General features: G+C 41.6%; 28 protein-coding genes. 20 read left to right on the top strand and 8 right to left on the bottom strand.

Going from position 1 to position 19,421, the window contains the following annotated elements; genetic code table 11:
• Positions 1–149 precede the first annotated feature (149 nt).
• From AC1DU2_RS29525 to AC1DU2_RS29510, 4 genes are all read left to right on the top strand, one after another.
• Positions 150–812: a DUF4331 family protein gene (locus AC1DU2_RS29525; RefSeq protein WP_477389110.1), complete on the top strand. Its 663-nt coding sequence runs from the start codon at positions 150–152 to the stop codon at positions 810–812.
• A complete protein-coding gene (locus tag AC1DU2_RS29520) occupies positions 785–1,366 on the top strand; it encodes a DUF4331 family protein (protein WP_477389108.1) in 582 nt (193 codons plus the stop codon). The genes AC1DU2_RS29525 and AC1DU2_RS29520 overlap by 28 nt, the downstream gene beginning before the upstream one ends.
• Positions 1,367–1,421: 55 nt before the next feature.
• A complete protein-coding gene (locus AC1DU2_RS29515; RefSeq protein WP_477389106.1) occupies positions 1,422–2,111 on the top strand; it encodes a HupE/UreJ family protein in 690 nt (229 codons plus the stop codon).
• Positions 2,112–2,263: 152 nt separating this feature from the next.
• Positions 2,264–3,547, top strand: a complete 1,284-nt coding sequence (locus tag AC1DU2_RS29510) for a tetratricopeptide repeat protein (RefSeq protein WP_477389104.1) — start codon at positions 2,264–2,266, stop codon at positions 3,545–3,547.
• A gap of 75 nt (positions 3,548–3,622) precedes the next feature.
• Here the strand turns inward: AC1DU2_RS29510 and AC1DU2_RS29505 are convergent, their stop codons facing one another.
• From AC1DU2_RS29505 to AC1DU2_RS29490, 4 genes are all read right to left on the bottom strand, one after another.
• On the bottom strand, positions 3,623–4,006 hold the full coding sequence (locus AC1DU2_RS29505) for a SnoaL-like domain-containing protein (RefSeq protein WP_477389102.1): 384 nt from the start codon (positions 4,004–4,006) through the stop codon (positions 3,623–3,625).
• Positions 4,007–4,069: 63 nt separating this feature from the next.
• Positions 4,070–4,363 carry a DUF6799 domain-containing protein gene (locus AC1DU2_RS29500; RefSeq protein ID WP_090652565.1) on the bottom strand — a complete coding sequence of 98 codons (294 nt, stop codon included), beginning with the start codon at positions 4,361–4,363 and terminating at the stop codon, positions 4,070–4,072.
• Between the two features lie 74 nt (positions 4,364–4,437).
• Entirely contained in the window at positions 4,438–4,737 is a 300-nt protein-coding gene (locus AC1DU2_RS29495; RefSeq protein WP_477389099.1) for a hypothetical protein, read from the bottom strand.
• Complete coding sequence (locus AC1DU2_RS29490) at positions 4,734–5,306, bottom strand: sigma-70 family RNA polymerase sigma factor (protein WP_477389097.1); 573 nt, start codon at positions 5,304–5,306, stop codon at positions 4,734–4,736. Before AC1DU2_RS29490 ends, AC1DU2_RS29495 begins: the two co-directional genes overlap by 4 nt.
• Positions 5,307–5,633: 327 nt before the next feature.
• Here AC1DU2_RS29490 and AC1DU2_RS29485 point away from each other — a divergent pair, with 327 nt between their 5' ends.
• From AC1DU2_RS29485 to AC1DU2_RS29475, 3 genes are all read left to right on the top strand, one after another.
• Positions 5,634–5,927 (top strand): putative quinol monooxygenase, encoded by a 294-nt coding sequence (locus AC1DU2_RS29485; protein ID WP_477389095.1) that lies wholly within the window; start codon positions 5,634–5,636, stop codon positions 5,925–5,927.
• Positions 5,928–6,012: 85 nt separating this feature from the next.
• Complete coding sequence (locus tag AC1DU2_RS29480; protein WP_477389093.1) at positions 6,013–6,777, top strand: SDR family NAD(P)-dependent oxidoreductase; 765 nt, start codon at positions 6,013–6,015, stop codon at positions 6,775–6,777.
• Positions 6,778–6,878: 101 nt separating this feature from the next.
• Positions 6,879–7,499, top strand: a complete 621-nt coding sequence (locus AC1DU2_RS29475) for a TetR/AcrR family transcriptional regulator (RefSeq protein ID WP_477389091.1) — start codon at positions 6,879–6,881, stop codon at positions 7,497–7,499.
• A gap of 186 nt (positions 7,500–7,685) precedes the next feature.
• Here the strand turns inward: AC1DU2_RS29475 and AC1DU2_RS29470 are convergent, their stop codons facing one another.
• Positions 7,686–8,546 (bottom strand): sigma-70 family RNA polymerase sigma factor, encoded by an 861-nt coding sequence (locus AC1DU2_RS29470; protein ID WP_477389089.1) that lies wholly within the window; start codon positions 8,544–8,546, stop codon positions 7,686–7,688.
• 200 nt (positions 8,547–8,746) lie between these two features.
• Positions 8,747–10,552: a DUF6035 family protein gene (locus AC1DU2_RS29465; protein ID WP_477389087.1), complete on the bottom strand. Its 1,806-nt coding sequence runs from the start codon at positions 10,550–10,552 to the stop codon at positions 8,747–8,749.
• Between the two features lie 354 nt (positions 10,553–10,906).
• Between AC1DU2_RS29465 and AC1DU2_RS29460 the strand changes: the two genes are divergently transcribed.
• The 13 genes from AC1DU2_RS29460 to AC1DU2_RS29400 all read left to right on the top strand — a co-directional run bounded on the left by AC1DU2_RS29460 (position 10,907) and on the right by AC1DU2_RS29400 (position 17,494).
• Positions 10,907–11,308: a single-stranded DNA-binding protein gene (locus AC1DU2_RS29460; RefSeq protein ID WP_477389085.1), complete on the top strand. Its 402-nt coding sequence runs from the start codon at positions 10,907–10,909 to the stop codon at positions 11,306–11,308.
• Positions 11,229–11,756: a hypothetical protein gene (locus tag AC1DU2_RS29455; RefSeq protein WP_477389083.1), complete on the top strand. Its 528-nt coding sequence runs from the start codon at positions 11,229–11,231 to the stop codon at positions 11,754–11,756. The genes AC1DU2_RS29460 and AC1DU2_RS29455 overlap by 80 nt, the downstream gene beginning before the upstream one ends.
• A 4-nt stretch (positions 11,757–11,760) precedes the next feature.
• Positions 11,761–12,006, top strand: coding sequence for a hypothetical protein (locus tag AC1DU2_RS29450; RefSeq protein ID WP_477389081.1), 246 nt, complete (start codon positions 11,761–11,763; stop codon positions 12,004–12,006).
• On the top strand, positions 11,987–12,601 hold the full coding sequence (locus AC1DU2_RS29445; protein WP_477389079.1) for a PRTRC system protein E: 615 nt from the start codon (positions 11,987–11,989) through the stop codon (positions 12,599–12,601). Before AC1DU2_RS29450 ends, AC1DU2_RS29445 begins: the two co-directional genes overlap by 20 nt.
• Positions 12,602–12,618: 17 nt before the next feature.
• The gene (locus AC1DU2_RS29440) at positions 12,619–12,834 is read left to right on the top strand and encodes a PRTRC system protein C (protein ID WP_477389077.1); all 216 of its coding nucleotides are present in this window, start codon (positions 12,619–12,621) and stop codon (positions 12,832–12,834) included.
• 2 nt (positions 12,835–12,836) lie between these two features.
• Positions 12,837–13,010 carry a hypothetical protein gene (locus tag AC1DU2_RS29435; protein WP_477389075.1) on the top strand — a complete coding sequence of 58 codons (174 nt, stop codon included), beginning with the start codon at positions 12,837–12,839 and terminating at the stop codon, positions 13,008–13,010.
• Positions 13,011–13,108: 98 nt separating this feature from the next.
• Positions 13,109–13,990, top strand: coding sequence for a hypothetical protein (locus tag AC1DU2_RS29430; protein ID WP_477389073.1), 882 nt, complete (start codon positions 13,109–13,111; stop codon positions 13,988–13,990).
• A gap of 6 nt (positions 13,991–13,996) precedes the next feature.
• Positions 13,997–14,746: a hypothetical protein gene (locus AC1DU2_RS29425; RefSeq protein WP_477389071.1), complete on the top strand. Its 750-nt coding sequence runs from the start codon at positions 13,997–13,999 to the stop codon at positions 14,744–14,746.
• Positions 14,743–15,564 carry a PRTRC system ThiF family protein gene (locus tag AC1DU2_RS29420; RefSeq protein ID WP_477389069.1) on the top strand — a complete coding sequence of 274 codons (822 nt, stop codon included), beginning with the start codon at positions 14,743–14,745 and terminating at the stop codon, positions 15,562–15,564. Before AC1DU2_RS29425 ends, AC1DU2_RS29420 begins: the two co-directional genes overlap by 4 nt.
• 10 nt (positions 15,565–15,574) lie before the next feature.
• Positions 15,575–15,766, top strand: a complete 192-nt coding sequence (locus AC1DU2_RS29415) for a hypothetical protein (RefSeq protein ID WP_477389067.1) — start codon at positions 15,575–15,577, stop codon at positions 15,764–15,766.
• 98 nt (positions 15,767–15,864) lie between these two features.
• Complete coding sequence (locus AC1DU2_RS29410) at positions 15,865–16,317, top strand: macro domain-containing protein (RefSeq protein WP_477389065.1); 453 nt, start codon at positions 15,865–15,867, stop codon at positions 16,315–16,317.
• A gap of 225 nt (positions 16,318–16,542) precedes the next feature.
• The gene (locus AC1DU2_RS29405; protein ID WP_477389063.1) at positions 16,543–16,914 is read left to right on the top strand and encodes a hypothetical protein; all 372 of its coding nucleotides are present in this window, start codon (positions 16,543–16,545) and stop codon (positions 16,912–16,914) included.
• A gap of 19 nt (positions 16,915–16,933) precedes the next feature.
• On the top strand, positions 16,934–17,494 hold the full coding sequence (locus AC1DU2_RS29400; RefSeq protein ID WP_477389061.1) for a HEPN domain-containing protein: 561 nt from the start codon (positions 16,934–16,936) through the stop codon (positions 17,492–17,494).
• A gap of 25 nt (positions 17,495–17,519) precedes the next feature.
• Here AC1DU2_RS29400 and AC1DU2_RS29395 read toward each other — a convergent pair whose 3' ends face one another.
• Positions 17,520–19,055, bottom strand: a complete 1,536-nt coding sequence (locus AC1DU2_RS29395) for a hypothetical protein (protein ID WP_477389059.1) — start codon at positions 19,053–19,055, stop codon at positions 17,520–17,522.
• A gap of 98 nt (positions 19,056–19,153) precedes the next feature.
• Positions 19,154–19,421: helix-turn-helix domain-containing protein (locus tag AC1DU2_RS29390; protein ID WP_477389057.1), on the bottom strand; the 268-nt coding region annotated here is incomplete at its 5' end.

Genomic DNA, 19,421 nt, shown 5'->3' with positions numbered 1-19,421 from the left:
GACTGCTTCTCTTTTGATAATCAGTAACATTCAACTCCTTAGCCAGCCGCTGTTCCTCTTTAATAGAAAATAATCCACCTCGGTTGTAAGGATAGGATTTTGGCGTCGTCTATCAGGGCAAATAACAATTGAAATTTAATAAAAAAAGTATGAAAAAAACAAGAATGGTGGCAGCCCTGTCTGCCGCAGCCTTGCTGCTCGGCGGCGGGATTTTATGGGCCTCTGACCACGGAGATGCGCCTGCTGTTTCTGGTAAGAGCACCGACATTACCGACCTGTATGTTTACCAAAGCCCGGTAAATGCTGACAAAATGGTATTCACGGCGAATGTACAGGGCCTACTGAGCCCAACTGCAACTAAAACCGCTGGTTTTGATGAAAACACGCTGATTGAATTCAAGATCGATAATACAGGCGACAATGTGGAAGACCTGGTGATCCAGTGTGTTTATAAAGCCGGCAAGATGTATATCTACGGTCCCTATAAACCACAAAGCACCGGGACGACCAGTACGATCACTGGCAATGCTTCAGCTGTTGTTGATGTAACACCTTACACCGCTACGGCACCTGTTGTTACCACATCTGCAAAAGGCATTACTGCATTTGCAGGACCACGGGATGATCCTTTCTTTTTTGACATTGGCGCTTATGTAAAAGTGGTAACCGGCGCAGCCAATACATTCAGCAATCCCGGATCAGATTCATTAGCCGGAACTAACGTATTGAGCGTCGTTTTGGAACTACCGAAATCCTTACTGAACAGCACCGGCAAAATTAATGTATGGCTGGACACGAAAACAAAAAATTAATCAATCCCGAAATTTTGAATCAAATGAAAAAGAAACTATATTTTTTAATGAGCGGCTGTGCGCTTCTACTATCGATCAGCGCCTGCCATAAAGATCATAACGTAGCGCCTTCAGATCCGAACACCGGTGCTACATTTTCAACTGCGGGTGATCAGGTTGGCCGGCCTGGCGTTAACATTGTGTTTATTAATGCTGCCCAGCAGGACAAATTCAATGCGACTGCGCCTTCGGCCCAGGGCGCAGCGTATCAATCCACGATCCAGTCCCGACTAATGGCATTGAACCCAGGTTTCACAACTAATGCTGCCGGATTAAGCGCTACGGCGTTTAGCCAAACCCTGGCGACCGATGTGCTTAATGTAAGCACCGCAGGAACAACCAGCTACGGAACCTTTACAGGTCGTGGGTTGGCCGACGACGTGATCGATGCCAGCTTCAAGCTGATTTGGGGAGGACCTGACGGGAACTCTAATCCTGGATTAGTTTCGGATCACGTTGATCACAATGACAAACCCTTCCTGAGCACTTTTCCTTACGAAGCTGCTCCGTGGTAATAACTGAATATTTAACCCAGGCCGGAGTGATTCCGGCCTGTTTTTTTAACATCCAATGGCTAAAATTTTACAAAGCCAGCATTTAAATGTTTGGGGCCGTGCCTTAATAATTGTCTTCCTGTTAGCGATTTGGAGCGACCCGGCAAGCGCGCATGTGGTCGTTAAAGAACTATCGAAAATGTCTGGCGGGGAAGCGGCGCTGGTTTATCTCGGTTTGGGATATCGCCATATTTTGCCGCTTGGATTCGACCACATTCTCTTTATCCTGAGTTTGTTTCTTTTAAGTCCTAAAATCAAACCGCTGTTGACCCAGGCTACTGCTTTCACAGTGGCCCACTCGATAACGCTGGGCCTGGCTATGTATGGCGTTATTACGCCTCCGGTAAAAATAGTCGAGCCGTTAATCGCAGTATCCATATTGTTTGTTGCCCTTGAAAATATATTTTCACCAAAGCTTAAGGCATCACGTATCGGTGTTGTATTTCTATTTGGATTGATCCATGGTCTGGGTTTTGCAAGTGTGTTAAGCACGCTAGGCCTTCCTAAAAGTTCCTATCTGTTCAGCCTGATCATGTTCAATATCGGTGTTGAACTCGGCCAGCTTACCATTATTATGGCAGCGTATTTTCTCTTGGCAAAATGGTTCGGAAAAAAGCCTTATTACCGAAAATTCGTTGTAATGCCATTATCGGCCATTATAGTCGTTATCGCAGGGTGCTGGACCATCCAGCGTATTTTCTTTTAGGAACTTTTTTGGGCGTGGAAACCACAATGCCCTGCGGAAACTATACCAGCTCTCCTTTAATGGTGTCTTAAGCCAATTGAATTAAACAATAGTGCGGCTTTATATTTCCTACCTGACAGCCGATTAACGGATGCTTATTTAAAAATGTAATCATGAAAATTTTTTTCTCTCTTATAGCAGTGACCTTGGTCTTTAGCTCCTGTAAGCGCCAGCCATTGGTTGGCAAAATATATGTCGACAGCCTGATAAACCATTATACCTTACCTGCAGCTGTTGCGGATAACAATACCGATATGAAATTCTGGCAGCGGAGAATTGATCCGGAGAACCCGCAAAATACCGATGAAGCCAGATATGCCGCGACGCTCATCATGCGCTTTCATCAATTTGGTGACATTAACGATGCCAGATCTGCTGACAGTATCTACAGGGCGATCAGTAATACTTATCGCCATAAATTGGCCTCTGCAGATTTGGCCTTGATAGCTGCCGCGATGTTGCAACACCGTTTCAGCAGCGCGCAATTACTACTGGATTCGGCAAAAATGCTAGGGATTAAAAATTATACCAGTAATAATGTTTCCTTTGACGTCAGTTTTGAACTGGGCTATTATAACGAAGCCAAATTTTATCTTTCCCAATTAAAGCCGTTTGGGGATTATAATTACTATTTCAGGCGCGCAAAATATGACCATCTCCAGGGAATGACCGACAGCGCATTAACCGCCATCAATAAAACGGTATCATTGGCCAGGGGGCCATACCTGAAGGACTTAGCGCTGTCCAATCAAGGCGATCTGTACTTACATACCGGCGATCTGGAAAAGGCGCTCAGTGCATATAAGGAATGTGCGCGAATTAACAGTGTTGATGTTCATAGTATTTTAGGGATAGGCTGGATCGCTTTAGTGCATGATCATGATCCGGTGGCGGCAAACCGCTTATTTAACTTCGTGCTTTCCCATAATAAACTTCCTGACCCCCTTTTTAAAATGTATCAGGCAGCGCAGGAATCCGGTAATAAATCTTTTCAAAAAAAGTATGCCGCCGCTTTTGTCCATGCCGCAACCGATCCGCGTTATGGTATGATGTACAATAAATACCTGATCGAAATTTATACAGGCATCCTTAATCAGCCATTCGAAGCTGAAAAACTGGCCAGGGCTGAACTTTTTAACCGCGCTACCCCGCAAACCTATGCGTGGCTGGCGTATGCGCTTTTCAGAAACAATAAAAAGAATGAAGCTTACCGGGTTTACGAACAATATGTTGCCGGCAGACCGCTGGAAGGACTGGAACTTTTTTATATCGGCAGTCTGTTAAAAGGTTTGGGTAAGGGCTATGATGCCAATAAATATCTGAATGCCGCACTGCAGAATCAATATGATTTGAGTCCGGAGATGGCTGCCACTTTGGTTAATGACCCGGATCTCTAAGCTATTCGGCCATCCATAAAAAAACGTCTGGCAATTAGGTTGCCAGACGTTTTCAATTAAAGGGATCGGGTATAGTTAATTAAAGAATTGCTCTACGATGATCTTTCCGGCTTCGACCTGGTAAACGCAAATCTCGGCAAGGCGTTGCGGGCCGCCGCCTTTTACAGTAAAATCAAGTTCGAAAGCAAACGCGAAGGAATTGCCCTGGATGATCAGCTGGCCAGTTTTTAAGCCCTCTACACTGGCGACAATGGCCTGGAATGCCTCACGTTTAGCGGCAATCGCTTCAAGGCTCTGGTCTTTTTTGCGGAAGCCGTCGGCATCGGGAATTTCGATGCTGATGATCTCTGAAGAAAAGTAAGTGTTTTGCGCTTCTTCGAATTTTCCTTGTGATACGAGTTCAAAAAACTGCTGAGCGATCTGCTCCGTGGTAAAGGGGGTATTTTCAGTTGTTGACATGTTCTTAAGTGTTAAAATCAGCAAAGTCCGGTATGTACCAGACTTTGCTGAACGGATAAATGATTAGTTACCGGTGGCCATCGACATTTTGCCGCTCATGGTTACTTTTTGATTTTCTTTGATCTTCAGTTTCTTACCGTTAGGCAATTTAACCGATCCGTCAACCGCTACCTTAGCGCCATTATTCAGCGTAATAGTTTCGGTCATCGGTGTAGGTTTTCCGTCAACGATCTTCATCATTTTACCGTGGTAACGCATTACAAAGTTCTCCGGTTTTTGGGTCGTGTCTGCTTTGGTTTGTGCCATTGCGCTGCAGCCTAAGGTCAGGGCCAATGCAGCCATCATCAATTTTTTCATGTTTTTAATTTTAATGTTTGGAATTAATCTTTGACCTGACAGACGAGGCCGGCTGACCATCCTTACATTGAAAATTAAATATTTCTGTTTTTTTCGTCGATTATTTGCTGTAGCTGCACTTTGACGTCGCCGTTCATGGCAACGGTATTAGCTGATTCTGTCCTGATGATTTTCCGGAGCATTTTGTGGATCATAGCGCTTTGTATCCTGTAAAGGCGGCAGAAAGGGCAAATGATTAAATGCATATACAACTCGGTCAGGTCACTTAAATTCAATGCTTTTTCGTGCCGCTTTTCGATAAAATAGGTCGCACGGCGGCAAGTGTATTTTTGTCCGTTAGCCTTCAGCCTTAAATTGTTGATCCACTTTTTCATATCCAGTTTTTTTGCAAACATTCCCTTAAACTCAGTTTGGCGCGGTGAATGATCACCCAATAGTTCGATGAGGTGACCCGCAGTTCCTTGCAGATCACATCCGKTTTTTCCTCATCCAGGTGTTTCATCCGAAAGATGGACATCCATAAGGCAGGTAATTTTTCCATACAAAACTCCAGTACCGTATAAAACTCCTTCATATCTAACCGCTGATGCCCCTCGTTCCCAAAAGGAGTCGGCGCGAATTCTGCTTTCCAGATACCATCCTCTCCAAAATATTCGACCGGGTTTTCTTCAAAATCCCGCCGCTCGGTAACCGCGTTCAGGCCGGAAGACTTTTTTCGATAGTAATCGATTATTTTGTTTCTAAGTATGGCCCTGAGCCAGGTTAATTCGCTGCTGTTCCCGGCAAAGGTCCCGGCATTTTCCAAAGCCGATAAAAATGTATCCTGTACCAGGTCATTCGCCATGTCCTCATCATTAACCCTTTGTATCGAAAAGTTATACAGATAATCCGCATAGTTTTTGACCCAAAGCCCCGGGTCAAGTTTCCTGTTGGTCCCTATCATATAGTAGTTGTTTTATCACACGGACGTTTCTGCAAATATATCCTTACACTGAAAATAATAAAATTCAATATTATTTCATAATTAACTGATATACAGTTTGTAAAAATTCACGCAGAAGCTATTTTGAATTTTTTTTCAACCCGCTGTAAGGTGAGGCGGTCTGCATCGTCTATCAGGGTATTAAAAGCAATGGGATACCCTTACGAAAATCGAAATCTATGGAAATTTTTATCTGTTTTATCACAAGAATGATCATGCTCGGCTGTATCAGCGTAATCTTAGCCGAGACAATTCCTCAATCAAATAAATCAATTCAACATAAACACAATGGTTAAATTAGCGATCCTGGCCAAATTGGAGGCCAAACCCGGAAAAGAAAACGAATTAGCAGACTTCCTGAACAATGCATTACCGTTGGTTCAACTGGAAACGGAAACCATTTCATGGTATGCTTTAAAACTGGGGCCGACCACCTTCGGAATCTTCGATACATTTGAATCGGAAGAAAGCCGTCAGGCCCATTTGAGCGGAAAACTTGTTGGCGCTCTGATGTCGGCAGCGGACGATCTGTTTGAACCAGAGCCGTCTATAGAACTGGCGGAAATAATCGCCTTCAAATAATACCGGAAGCCCACTTAGAACCAGAAGTTTGTTTTAAGTGGGTTTCTTTTTATGCAATAAATTAAAAGATCTTAATAAAACAGAAATGAAATTAGCAAATCAAGTGGCCCTGATCACGGGTGCGGCATCTGGAATAGGCAAGGCTCAGGCCTTACTGTTTGCCAGGGAAGGTGCTAAAATAATCGTAGCCGATATTCAGTCTGAAAAATTACAGGAAACGGTATCAGAAATTAAAGCCAACGGAGGCGATGCAATAGGTATTACCACCGATATCAGCAACGAACAGGAAGTAATAACCCTTTATGAACAAGCCATTAAGGCGTATGGAAAAATAAGCATTCTTTGCAATACAGCCGGGGTATTTGACAATCTTATCCCCATGGCACAGACAGATTTGCCGCTATTAAGAAAGATACTATCAGTAAATGTTGAAGGAACTTTTTTGGTGACTAAATATGTTCTGCAAAGCATGATTGACCATAAATATGGAGTTATTGTAAACATGGCCTCGGATGCAGGCCTGATTGGCGGTGGAGCAGGAATGGCCTATACCATATCTAAACACGCCATAGTCGGCTTTACAAAGCAAATTAATGCCGAGATGGGCCATGATGGCATTAGGGCTAATGCCATCGCACCCGGTTTAATTCAAACGCCTATGGTTCAACCATTCATAAATGACGAGGACTCACCGATTGTAAAAGCCTTCAAAAGAATACCAGCACAACGGTTTGGCAGACCAGATGATATTGCTCAGGCATCTCTCTTTTTGGCATCAACAGATTCCCAGTATCTATATGGAGAAATATTATCGGTCGATGGCGGACTTCTCTCCACGTTGAGATTTTAATTTTGTGACGGTTAAGCAGGAAAAAGAATGGTATAGGCTAACGTAAGGTTTGCTTATTGATATTTTAGGTGCAAAACAGGGATAACCTTAATCCTTATCCAATGAAAGATAAAGAACAAACCAAGCGAAAGCTTATCGACGCTGTAGGTCAGATCATTAAAACAAAGGGTTTTAAGGACGTTCGTATAAGTAATGTTGCGCGCGAGGCAGGTGTTGATAGAAAATTGGTTTACCGTTATTTTGGTAATTTAGATAACCTTACGGAAGCTTATATTACTGAAAATGATTATTGGATGCTCTTTTCGGAGCACCTGAAATTACTTTTAAAAGATGCCCGACCTGACAATAGCCAATTAATAATAACGGACATTTTGCAGGAATTATTCAGGTTCTTTTCCAAAGAACAGGAAATGCAAAATTTGATCCTTATGGAACTTTCCGGAACAAGTCGAATATTGCAAAGCATTCATAACGCAAGAGAAAGCATCGGGCAGGATTTTTTAGAAATGACCGATCCGTATTTTGAAAATTCGCCTGTCAACTTTCGGGCTGTAGCAGCTCTGCTGGTTGGCGGAATTTATTATATCGTTTTGCATACCCGTAATAATGGACACCAATTTGCAGACATTAACCTGAAAACCGAAGAAGGTAGGTCTGCCATTCTCGGAACGCTTGACCAAATTGTGAATTGGGCATTTATGGCGGGCTCCGATCAAATATGATAAGAATTCAAAACTTCTTAATTTGCTTAATTAGGGAACTTTAAAACATTATGGCATTCCCTACGGTCGGGCTTTCCACTATATCTTCTGTCGAAGGATGCCGTTTCAATCCCTAATGTGCTATTCGGTAATCCCGCCAGGATAATTAAATAAAAAACTCCTTGTTGTCGCAAGGAGTTTTTTTTGTCAATCTAAATAGCCCTTTAACACCCATGCCCGTGAATTTTCCCGAAGCCTGGAAAGTGCTTTATCTTTAATCTGTCTTACTCTTTCGCGGGTAAGGTTATATTTATCGCCAATTTCTTCAAGGCTTTGGGCCTGTTGTGTACCCAGTCCAAAGAAAAGGGACAATATATCTTTTTCTTTTTCGCCAAGCACACGCATACAATTGGATACCTCCACTGATAGTGATTCGGTCATTAGGCCTTTATCTGTAGCAGGTTCGGGGCTGTGCAGCACATCCAATAACGTATTTTCCTCCTCACTGGAAAATGGTGAATCATAAGAAATGTGCCTGCCGGAATGCCCTAACGTGTCACTGATCTTTTCTGCAGATAATTCCAGGTCCTCCGCTAATTCTTCCGGTGTTGGCTGGCGCTCAAACTGTTGTTCCAGTTTGGATGCCGCTTTTGCAATCTTTGAAATATCCCCAACTTTGTTTAATGGCAATCGAATCATGCGCGATTGTTCATTTATAGCTGACAAGATGGATTGCCGAATCCACCATACGGCATAGGATATAAATTTAAACCCTTTTGTTTCATCAAAACGCTTGGCCGCTTTAACTAAACCAACATTGCCCTCATTGATCAGGTCGCCAAGTGTCAGCCCTGAACTTTGATATTGTTTTGCCACGGAAACTACGAACCTTAAATTGGCAGTGGTTAATCTTTCTAACGCTGCCTGGTCGCCTTCTCTGATTTTTTGTGTCAACGTCACCTCTTCTTGCGGAGTAACCATCGGAATCTTTGCGATATCTGACAAATACTGATTCAACGATGCTGTCTCACGATTGGTGATTGACTCACTAATTTTAAGTTGCCTCATTTACGAAAATATTTTAAGTGAAATGCTAAAGATCTTGTCCCTTAGAATGCGCTGAAAGCAGAAATGGTTCTCTATGAGATTGCAGTGATTTACTGGTGCTTGCGGGAGAAAGGTAGTTACTGATCCTTGCAATACAAATATAAGCACAGAAGCAAAAAATAGTGTAAACTGGATGTCAAGAAGGGCTTGGGTATGTTTTTTTAGTAATTATTATGATCTTCATTATCATAATAATCCAGGTAATCGAGGTTGATGATCTCATCAAATAGTTCATCTGCTTTTTTATCCATTTKCTGTTTTTCCAATTGATTTGAAGCCAGTTGCGCTTTGATCAATTTAGCCTCCTGGTTATATTTAATGATACTATCCTGATAGTAGCTTTTTAGGTTTCTCGCTAAGACACTACCAACTTTCCCATCAAAATCAGCTTGCTGGGCTTTAATCCTATCAATTTTCTCTTTCAGTTGATTGAACTCAGCGGTATTAGCCTTAAAATCCTCTGAATAGTCGATCACAAATTCCACGAGTGCTGTATGCCGCATCTGCTGGATTTTATGATTGTTGAGTTGCTGTAACTCAGGTGCCGAAGCAAAAAGGTTTTTTTCATGATCGGTTTTGTAGAGATATAAACGGTCTGCATTTTTTGTGATAAATTCCCAGTCCTTGGCCCTGTCCAGTACATGATATTCTATGTCATTTACCCGTTTAACCCTTCCTTTACGATAGTAATTGTCTTTTGCACTTATTTTTGCAAACCGTTCCTCCAGCTCCTTTAATTCCGTATTTGATTGCTTTCGTCGTTTTACTAAATCACTTTTAAGAATTTCAACGGGCTGAGGCAATGTTCTCCAATAGCTTTCCAGCCTGCCAGCAATATCATCTGCCGTCGCTTTAGCTTGTAACAGGTCACGCTCGCTACTTTCACCATTTTGAGTGGTTTCATTTAATCGCTTTTCGAGCTTCTCTATTTCCTTGCCAGTCTCCTGAATCTCTTTTTGCAAAGTGAGATGATCTGTCTTATGCCGATCACGGACTCCGCGCAGCTTGTTTCTCTCACTTCGGGCTTCTTGCTCTTCTTTCAATAGCTGTGCCTTATAGACCTTAACGGCCGCTTCGGCCAGGCGCTTTTCCGAAGCGATATCCCTGTAATAAACTTTTAATGTGTTGGTATCAAAAGTGAGTTGATCCAAAGTAATGAGCTGGCTTTCCCACTTATTTAGTACCTGTGCTTTATTCGCAAAATGATGCTGGTAGTAACATTTTAGCACCAGATCTTTTTGTTGGAGTGTTGCCGCTCTTGCTTCTTCATCAAAAATAAACGCGTTGTAATTATTGGTGTAGATAATATCAGAAAAGGCAAGCTTGCGGCTGCTGTCTTTATAATCAAATTCATTAAAAACCCATAGTATAAAGATTCCTTCCAGCCGGTAAAATTCCTGCCGGCCGACAATCACATCCAGCCAGGTAGTCGATAGTTGAAGTTCAACAGCTAACCTGCGATTATTGAATACCAGATTGATATCCGGTTTTCGCCACTCGTTTTCTTCCAAGCTCCGTATGACCTTTTCCAGCTGCAGTTCGCTAACCTGACCTTTATGCATAGCATTGAGATTAAGGCCCTGATAGAGCTTTGCCTTCAGTTCAATGTGAGGTTCTCCCTCTGCAATGCCCCTGTATTGCATCCGGTTGATGTCCTGACGGCTATATTTAGAGGTTGTCTTAATCGGGCAATCTTTACTGTTATGGAGATGAGCAAAATGAAAACCTTTGCCGGGTTTCAGGATTTCTTCAGGCGATTTGCCGCCACGAATACGGATATTTTCGCCACATGTGTAACAGACCATCCACTTTTGTCGCTTAGCCTGGTTAGCTCTTTCCTGTTCATTCCTGGCCTGGGTGAGCACATCAAATGGCTGCCGAAAAAAATCACTGGCTAAGACTTTCACGCCCTTCTGAATGTCAAATACCTCTTCTATTGTCCGCCTGATTTCCATCCTTTTGTTCAAAGCTTAAATATAAGAAATGCTAACACACTTAGCAATACAATCACCATTGGCGACGATGTTTTCCGTTGGATTAGATTGATAATTAATGATTTATATTTTTCAGTCGAAACGGGTAAAAAGCGCAGCTAAGGTCTTGCCGTATTCCTTTTTTGGAGTACGCCAAAAGACTACGGCATAATGGCTTGGCTCGTACCTCCCCAATCCACCCTCCGGGACTTATTCCGTTTCCTTTTGGCTATGAGCCGGCACTTCCTATGGCTTTCTTTTTTCCCTTTTTCTTTTAAAAAATAATAAAGAAAAGCAAAGCGAGATAAGGAAAGCCAAACAGATTTATTCACTTAAAAATTAAAAAAAATGTTATTCACAGGAAGAATTACCGCAAACGCCGAAGTAAGAACTATAAAAGGCGACAAACAAGTAACCAATTTCACCGTAGCCCTGAACCAACGCTACAAAACCAAAGCAGGTGAAAAAAAGGAAAAGACCGCTTACGTTAACTGCTCTTATTGGGTGAATCCCGGTTTGGCCGTGTACCTCACCAAAGGCGCAATCGTCGAAATTTCAGGATGGGTAGAAGCCCAAACATGGGAAAACCGCGAGGGTAAAGTACAAGCGGACCTCGTTTGCTCTGTTGATACCGTCAAGCTATTTGGTTCTAACGGTGTAAAACCAACCGATGCGCCAAAAGACAAAAAGGCGGGTAAAAAAGCTGCCGTTGCAGCAGGTGGCGGTGATGATGATGATTTGCCATTCTAAAACCGCACAACAGCACCCTGTAAACGGGGTGCTGCTTTCACACGATTTCAAAACTATTCAAGCAACAAAAAAAACGCACATCATGGAAAATGATTTTGATGCCAAAGATTTAATAGCAACATGGGAAGCCATTGGCTTGGATAACCCTTGGATTGCAGAAGCGAACGACCCGCCATTTAGTAAATATATGCTCGTAAGAGTGGCAAGCCTTGCAGAACTGGAATACCTATTTGAACAAGGTAACTGGTGCCTCGGACAAGGCTACTATTTCAAAAATCTATGCTTTATCAATCAGATAAATGGCGGTGATGAATGGCTAACCATCAAAGATGATTACGCCTTTGAAAGCATCACATTTAATAGGATAATCAAGCAGGGCGAATTTGTGGCCTACATAGAAAGCTTACTTAATGCTACCAAAGAGCAATGTATCAATTTAGAATACTAAACACATGAGCCATTTAGCCAGTAAAACCGAGCGAAAAGCCATTAAGGTGTTGGCAAACACCCTGCGCTTTTTTGATGATACCAACCTATTGTTCGTCAGCGCAGAAGATGCTTTTGCAATTAGACACGCCGAAATTATGCTCCGGGCTGTCATTGAAAGCAACGGGTACATAGCCCGCTATCAAAAAGGAAAAGGAACAAAAATTTTAAAAGACAAGAAACCGAAATATCATGAAAACGAACTTTTTTGAAAACATCAGCGCACTGGAATTTGGTGGCCTGCTGAATATCTATCTGATTAAAAATGCAACAGGGAGGTTAACAGTTACCGTTCATCTGCCTAACGAGACCGCAGATAAAACAAGCACAATTCAGCCTTTAACCTTAAAAGGCGAAGCAACTGAATTGGACGAACGCTTTTTTGAAACCATCGCAACACCTCTTGCAAAAACGGCTGCGTTTTTTTCCAATGTCGAGGCTTATCAGCGAAGCCTGGATAAAGCAAAAGACCTTGCTAAAGCCGAACAGGAAAAAAAGAACAAGACTAACAAAGGTAAATCCACTACCGCATCGGCAACCGAAACCGATGATGATGAAAATGAAGAAACGGAGAACCTGTTCTCTACACAGGAAAATGAGCAAAAAATACTGGCTGAAAAGAAAAAACGCTACGCCAGTGTATTGGAACAGGTAGCGGAATTAAGCAAGCAATTTAAGTACGACGAGGCTATAACTCTGCTGCAAACTTGTGCTGATTACCTTGAAAAGGCAGGGGAAATCAATGAAAAAGGCGCAGAACTTTTAAAGCGCAAAGCCAAATACGAGGAATTTTTACAGGATTTATAACCAATAGACCTACCATCATGGAAGTAACAACTATCAGCAGGGTATTCCTGCATAAACAAAACGGTCAGGAAGTACGCTTGACCGACCCCGGTGAACAGCTCACCAAAGAAGATGTACGGAATTTTTACGCCAACATATACCCGATACTCACCACCGCCAAAATACGTGGCCCCGAATTTAAGGACGACGAAATGCAGTTCCATTTTGAAACCACAATGGGAACGAAAGGCTAATCATGAAAAACAAAGTAATCACCAAAGTAAAAGTTGATAAGGATAGCGACCTATGGAGAATTTATGCACAGTTCGGGCTTTACGCAGAAAAACTAAACCGTCTGCCCGATGCGGGAGAAATACAGCGCAACCCGTTAAGAAGCGCGCCACCCGCAATGGTGGTCATGGTTTTCTAAATCATACATTCAAACCATTTTGGTTATTTGATGGCAACAAAGAGAGAGCGGAAACGGAGTATTTCCGCTCTCTTGAAAACCTCTGTAAATTTTATGATTTGCTGATACCCGATGTAAGCTGTTTATCCTTTCCACAAAATATCTACAAATCATGGTCTGTCACCAATGAGCGGGTAAAGGCTATCAATAAAAGACTGGATTGCATTATCCTCAAAGATGATACACATGAGGCGGTTTTAGCCACCATCAACCAGTACGATACTGGCAGGACATTATATTACATTCCTGTAAAACCCCTGTGGAAATGGGTTTCAAACGCTCAACAACAACCCGTTGCCGAAGTCGTGACCGCCATTTTTGCTTACCTGTACCAAGTGGTACAGATTCCTATGTATTCAGATTATAACACCTTTTTAGCTGACCAATACCGCTATGTGGAAGATATGATAAATGAGGAAATGTATGAGGATGATGCAGAAGAAACGGCCTATAAGGAGGAACAACTGGACGAACTGTCAATGCTCCAAAATTCAGGTATCAAGTTGGGCAGGTTAATGGATGAAAAGATTAGGCTCGAACAAATGGAAGATACCGTACTTAATTATGCTAATGCCGAAGTAAGGGATAACGATCTGGCGATACTGGCCATTGAGTTTGTACAATTATATAAAGCCTATCCCAACCGCAGCATTTACGATGCGATACGCCCCGACCTGTATTACCCGGATATTAATGAGCGGATAAAAGCCGATGAATATGTCAGCTTTTATTGGAGCGGTAATGATACTGTGATAGAAACAGTCATGTCTATGATTGATTGCAGTTTTCAGGAAATGGGGATTACCGATGAACCGATTGATGTGGTGCTGTTCGATAATCCCGACCTCACCACACGGGAAAGCTTCGGTTTTGAGAGCCGTTTTTTTCCGCTCTTGGACAGGCTGTGTACTTTCTTAAATCAATACGACGACTATAATTAACTAACCATGACAAATATTAGCGAACAATTTAACAACCAATTTGCGCCGGTAAAGGCACTCCTGATATATCAAAACCAAGCCACCCAAAAAGATAGCTACGGGTACGAAACCGATAAGAACGAGGTTTATGTTGAAAGCTATGACATTGGGAAACGGGGACAGCCGATAAACGCCCACCCGTTAAGCATAGCGGAAATGGTGTCTTTAAGCAAGCTGTTCCAAAACACCGAGGAACTGAAAAGCAATTACCTAAAACCTAAAGGTTTATTGCCTGTCAATGTTTTGTTCCTTGACCCGCAGACTGAGGGCTATGTGATTTGGTACACCCCGCCAATGGCCGTTGACCTGTTTTTTGTTGATGGTTTAGAGGTACCATCGGGCAAGACGCACATTCCCGCAATGGTTTGGAAAGCAAGCAAAAACAGCCTGAATATCTATGCGCTGAAAGGAAAAACCAAACCGAACGCTAACACGCTGCTTTATCATGCCCCCTATTTTAATATCTATGATAGCGGTAACGTATGTATGGGAACGGTGCAAATCTCCATTGACCGTTTTACCCGCTTGGAGGATTTTATCAGCAAATGGGAAACCTACTTTTTTAATAGCTATTTCAGCCATACCATTGGTAGCCATAGCGGTGCGCAAATTGATTTGGTTTCACTTTGGCAGCAACAGGTTGCTACAGGCAAGCCATTCCCGACCGATTTATTGAATAAACACAAAAATCTTCAACTAAAAAATCTAATCAAATGAAAAAGAAAGTTATGCAGTTAAATCCGCTCACCGCAGTACATATTGTGCAAAAAGAATTGTTACAGCCTTACAATCCAATTTCTATCAATCTGATTGGCGCAGGAGGAACAGGAAGCCAAATGCTTACTGCACTTGCCCGTATGAGCCAGGCATTGAACGGCCTGAACCATCCCGGTTTTATGGTTACGCTCTTTGATGATGATACTGTACAAACGCCCAACTTAGCAAGGCAGCTGTTTACCTCCGCAGAATTGGGACAGTTTAAATCGGTAGCCCTAATTAACCGCATTAATCGATTTTTCGGGTTGAACTGGAAAGCGGTAACCGAGAGGTATGATAAAGATTATTGTTCCATTGAACAGGGCATGGCATCCATTACTATCTCCTGTGTTGATACCGTAACAGCCCGTTTTGAGATTGCCAATATCCTGAACATTTATAAGAAAAATTCAGCGGGTCACCGTGACAAACCACTTTACTGGATGGATTTTGGAAATAGCAAGGACACAGGACAGGTGGTATTATCAACTGTCGGGGAAATCAAGCAACCGACTTCTAAGCAATTTGTTCCCGTTGGCAACCTGCCTTTTGTGACAGAGAAATACAAAGACTTGTTGGCGCAATCCGAAAAGACCGATGATACTCCAAGCTGTTCGCTTGCAGAAGCATTGGCCAAACAGGATTTATTTATCAATTCTACCTTAGTGAATTTTGGCGCATCCCTGATGTGGCAAATGTTCCGTGAGGGCATCATTTTCCATGATGCGCTTTTTCTCAACCTGAAAGAATACAGGGCGCAACCACTTAAAATCGCTTAATTCAATCAATATGGAAGTCACAGATTTAGACGGGAAAAACATAGAAGTAACAGACCTTGATTTAGCCATCATGCAGGCTGATGATTACCGCCATTACAGGGTGACTTCACCCTCGGAATATCAACTTCATTTATATGCCTATTGGAAAGATATGTACCAAAAATTAGCTGCGTTGAAAGAACAATTAGCTAATCAAAATTAATAACGGCTATATATTAAGCGCAGTACATGGTAAATTTTGAATGGTGATATACCGCAAAACTCATTAAAATATTATATTCACAATCATATTGAAAACCGATGATCACTTATCACAAAGGGGATTTATTAAAAGATGATGCCGACTGTTTGGTTAATACCGTGAATACAGTTGGCGTTATGGGTAAGGGTGTTGCGCTTGCCTTTAAAAATGCGTTCCCCCATAATTATTTAGCTTATCGTAATGCTTTTGCTGCAAAGCAACTGGCCATCGGTAAATTATTGGTTATTAACGATGTTAATTTACTCATAGGCCAAAAAATCATAATCAATTTTCCGACCAAAACCCACTGGAGATTGCCATCAGAATACACTTATATCGTTCAGGGGCTAATAGCCTTAAGGGATTACCTTTCCGAAAATGATGTCCGCTCGGTTGCTATTCCTGCACCTGGCTGCGGTAATGGCGGGTTGGATTGGGCGAAGGTCAAACCGCTCATCGAGGAAAAATTGGCTGACCTGCCCGTTGAAATTAGGGTTTACGAGCCATTGTAAACTACTACCTCTGCTTTAGAAAAGGTGGGTGCCAGGCCGCCACTTTCTCATTTCAATCGAAACAGGCGGCCCGGCTAAAAGCGGGCGCTTGACTTTCACAGGAATCCAATCCGTTATCACTATTTTGTTTTCCTGCGAAATACAAGCGGATCTGTTTATAAATAGGAATTTTCTTTTCTTCCCTTGTTAAATTGCTTAGTTGTAACTTTAGGTTTTAATAAAATCATGACACAAGAACAATTAAGTGAAGGACTTGCAGGTAAATCCGTTCTTAAAATATATTTTACGGATAAGGATGAAAGTAACCTTAAAATAGAAAGTATAAGCTTTACAGATGGGGAGTTATTGACCTTTGGCGATCAGGTAGCTTTAACTCACCCGGAAAAAGATGCCGAATTAAAGGCTTTTTATGAAGTATTGTCAAATGTGCCCCCCAGCGGTTTGATAACCTTTAAAGCCAAATTTCTACCGCAGGGTTTAATAGATCGGGAAATGTCTGCAAAACACAAAGAATTGAAATCGAACGGCTATGGTCCGGCAAGAGAAACACGTCAGGACTATTTAACTTATAGGTTTGACATGCCTGAAAACCAATAATCAAATATTTATCTCATTCATGCAAAGAGAAATTAACGAAGAAATTGCTGGTTATTTTTTAAATGACAGTCGGTTATTTTTAGAACGGTACAACCTTTTAAAAAGCAAGCAAACGGAGATTGGTAATCGCAGTAAGTTGATGATAGATCTTGTTTTTTCTATGGAGTGTAGTCTGAAGGCGATCCTTTTCTTCGAGGCAATTGACCATGAAAAAAAGACCTATAAAAAAGTTCGTACACATGACCTGACCAAGTTGCTTGCCTTAATCAACGATAAAAGCCAAATTCAGCAGGCAACAACAATTATTGCAGATAACATTGATCATTTTTATGTTGGCTCCCGCTACACACTGGAAGCCAATATTCGTTTCCGGGGTGAGGCGTTTGACCTTGACAAATCGTATTACGACACTATCGCTAATCCCGCTTGGCTTGATAGTGTGTATAAGGGAGCTGACAGTCTTTACGAATATGCCAGCAGTTTAAGAGGCAATACTTTTAAAACCTTCAAGTTTGAGGATATCGATGTTGTTGCCTTAAAAAACAAAAATGACCGGATAAGGGCACTGAGCCAGGTATAAGAATAGTGGAATAATTATATTTTTATCAATAATCTTTTCTGAGACGATTTAAATAATCCATAGCGATTTCCTTATCTGGTTTACTGAGTTTAGCTTTTGATAACAATGCGCTGCAACGAGGGTCAAATGGTTCGCGTTTTTTGATAGCCTGTAGCGTGAAAACCACTCCATGTCTTTCCGTTTCTCCGCCATTGTCTAATTCTTTATTGATGAATTCCCAAAATCCGGCTGTTCCTGGAAGTTTCTCTATTTCCTCGATCTTATCAGCCAGCCCATAAAATTCCGGGACTTCTACTTTGGCTAAGTGAAGGTACTGTACGAGGTACTTATAGTCTGGCGATTCTATCGTTTTTGAAAGTTCATCGATAACAAACCGTTTCTGGTTAAGTTGTAATTTGGTGCTTAGGGTAAGCTTGCAGATTTGGTGAAGGTCGAGCAACATTAGATCGGCAAGTTCATCCACGTCACTTTTTGTAAGCCTACCATGGGCAATTTTATTGCGAATAATCCTGAACCTGAATGAGTAATATTCATAATAAAGTTCTACGCCAAAAACAGGCAAAAGCTGATCCAGTTTATATTGAAATCCTTTTTGAAGCAGATCATTCTCTTTTTCATCAATTTGCAGGCAAAGTTCGTGAAGTATCCCTTCTATTATTGTTGGAACGGCATGTGCGAACATAATTTTTCCGCCGCTCTCATAAGTTTTTAAGGCATCATCAATGATTTCACCTCTTCCATAAAGAATATGATTTTGACCAAGCAGATTACCAATGGAGAAGACTGTTTCTTCTTTTTTTATATACCGTTCTAAATCATGGTAAAAAGCTGGTTTGTCTTCTTCGTATTTAACTTTAAGCTTTTCCAGGCTGCTCAATGTCAGGTAACGGAATTTATTATCAAGATCATGTGGTAGCCTGGGTTTATACCCGTTCGGGTTTCCTCGGTATCGATATGGAACGTCCCACCAAAAAACTCCACCAAGATGCCCCTTATAGCTCTCCCTTAAAGCATATTGTTTTATATCATGAAGCATAAAACGAAGTATTTCTGCTTTAGCCTTGACATTATGTTCCTGAAAGAAATACAGTACTGGCTTTTTTTCCTGGATTTCGTTGGCATCATTCGCCTTGGTTATTTCGTCCAGCTTCTCCTGTATAACATTTAACCTTGCATCGATTTCCCTGATATCGCTCGTTGCATCTTCATAAAGATTTGCAAGAGATTCTTTAGGCTCTTTTTTTAAATACAAATAACGATCACATATATATTGATAGAACGCTTGCTCTTCTTCAGGCAAGGGATCGGGCTCTAATCCGGGTATTTCGAATAAAACTTTAGCTTCAATTTTTTTATCCTCAGTGGTTGCTTCTATATAAGCATTTCTAATTGAAGTAAAATCTGATGAAAAAGTCGGAATTGAAAAGTAAGGTGTGAGAAAGTGCTTTGCGATTTGAGAAAAACTGCAACGATAGATCAGGTCGCCCTTTAATAGACGATCCAGACCTTCATCCAGGTCCGATTGCTTGAGTCTGCTTAATTTCTTCTTAGGTTCTTTCATAATAGAAAGCGAAGCTAAAAATTAAACAGGTATTGATAGATACATTTATTTTGTAGGGGCAACAATCTTTTAATCTATATAGGTTGCCGCAAGATTGATTACTTGGCTTTTCTTTCTTTTCTGGTCGGTGGATATTCGATCAATTCAAAATCAAAATCTAAAAGTTCTTTAGGGTGAACACCAAGGGCTCGTGCAATGTGTGCTAAGTTGCTTATTGAAGTATTACTTATACCTCTTTCAATATTTCCAATTTGTCTGATATCGAATCCAGTTCTTTCAACCAAATCTTCCTGAACAATACCTTTCGCCTTCCTGATCTCAATTATCTTTTTGCAAACCTGTTCTATAAATTTTTGATCCCTGTAC

The sequence above is a fragment of the Mucilaginibacter sp. P4_C11 genome, from assembly GCF_056402115.1.
Note: the sequence above shows the minus strand (reverse complement) of the source record. Positions and strands in the feature narration are given on the sequence as shown.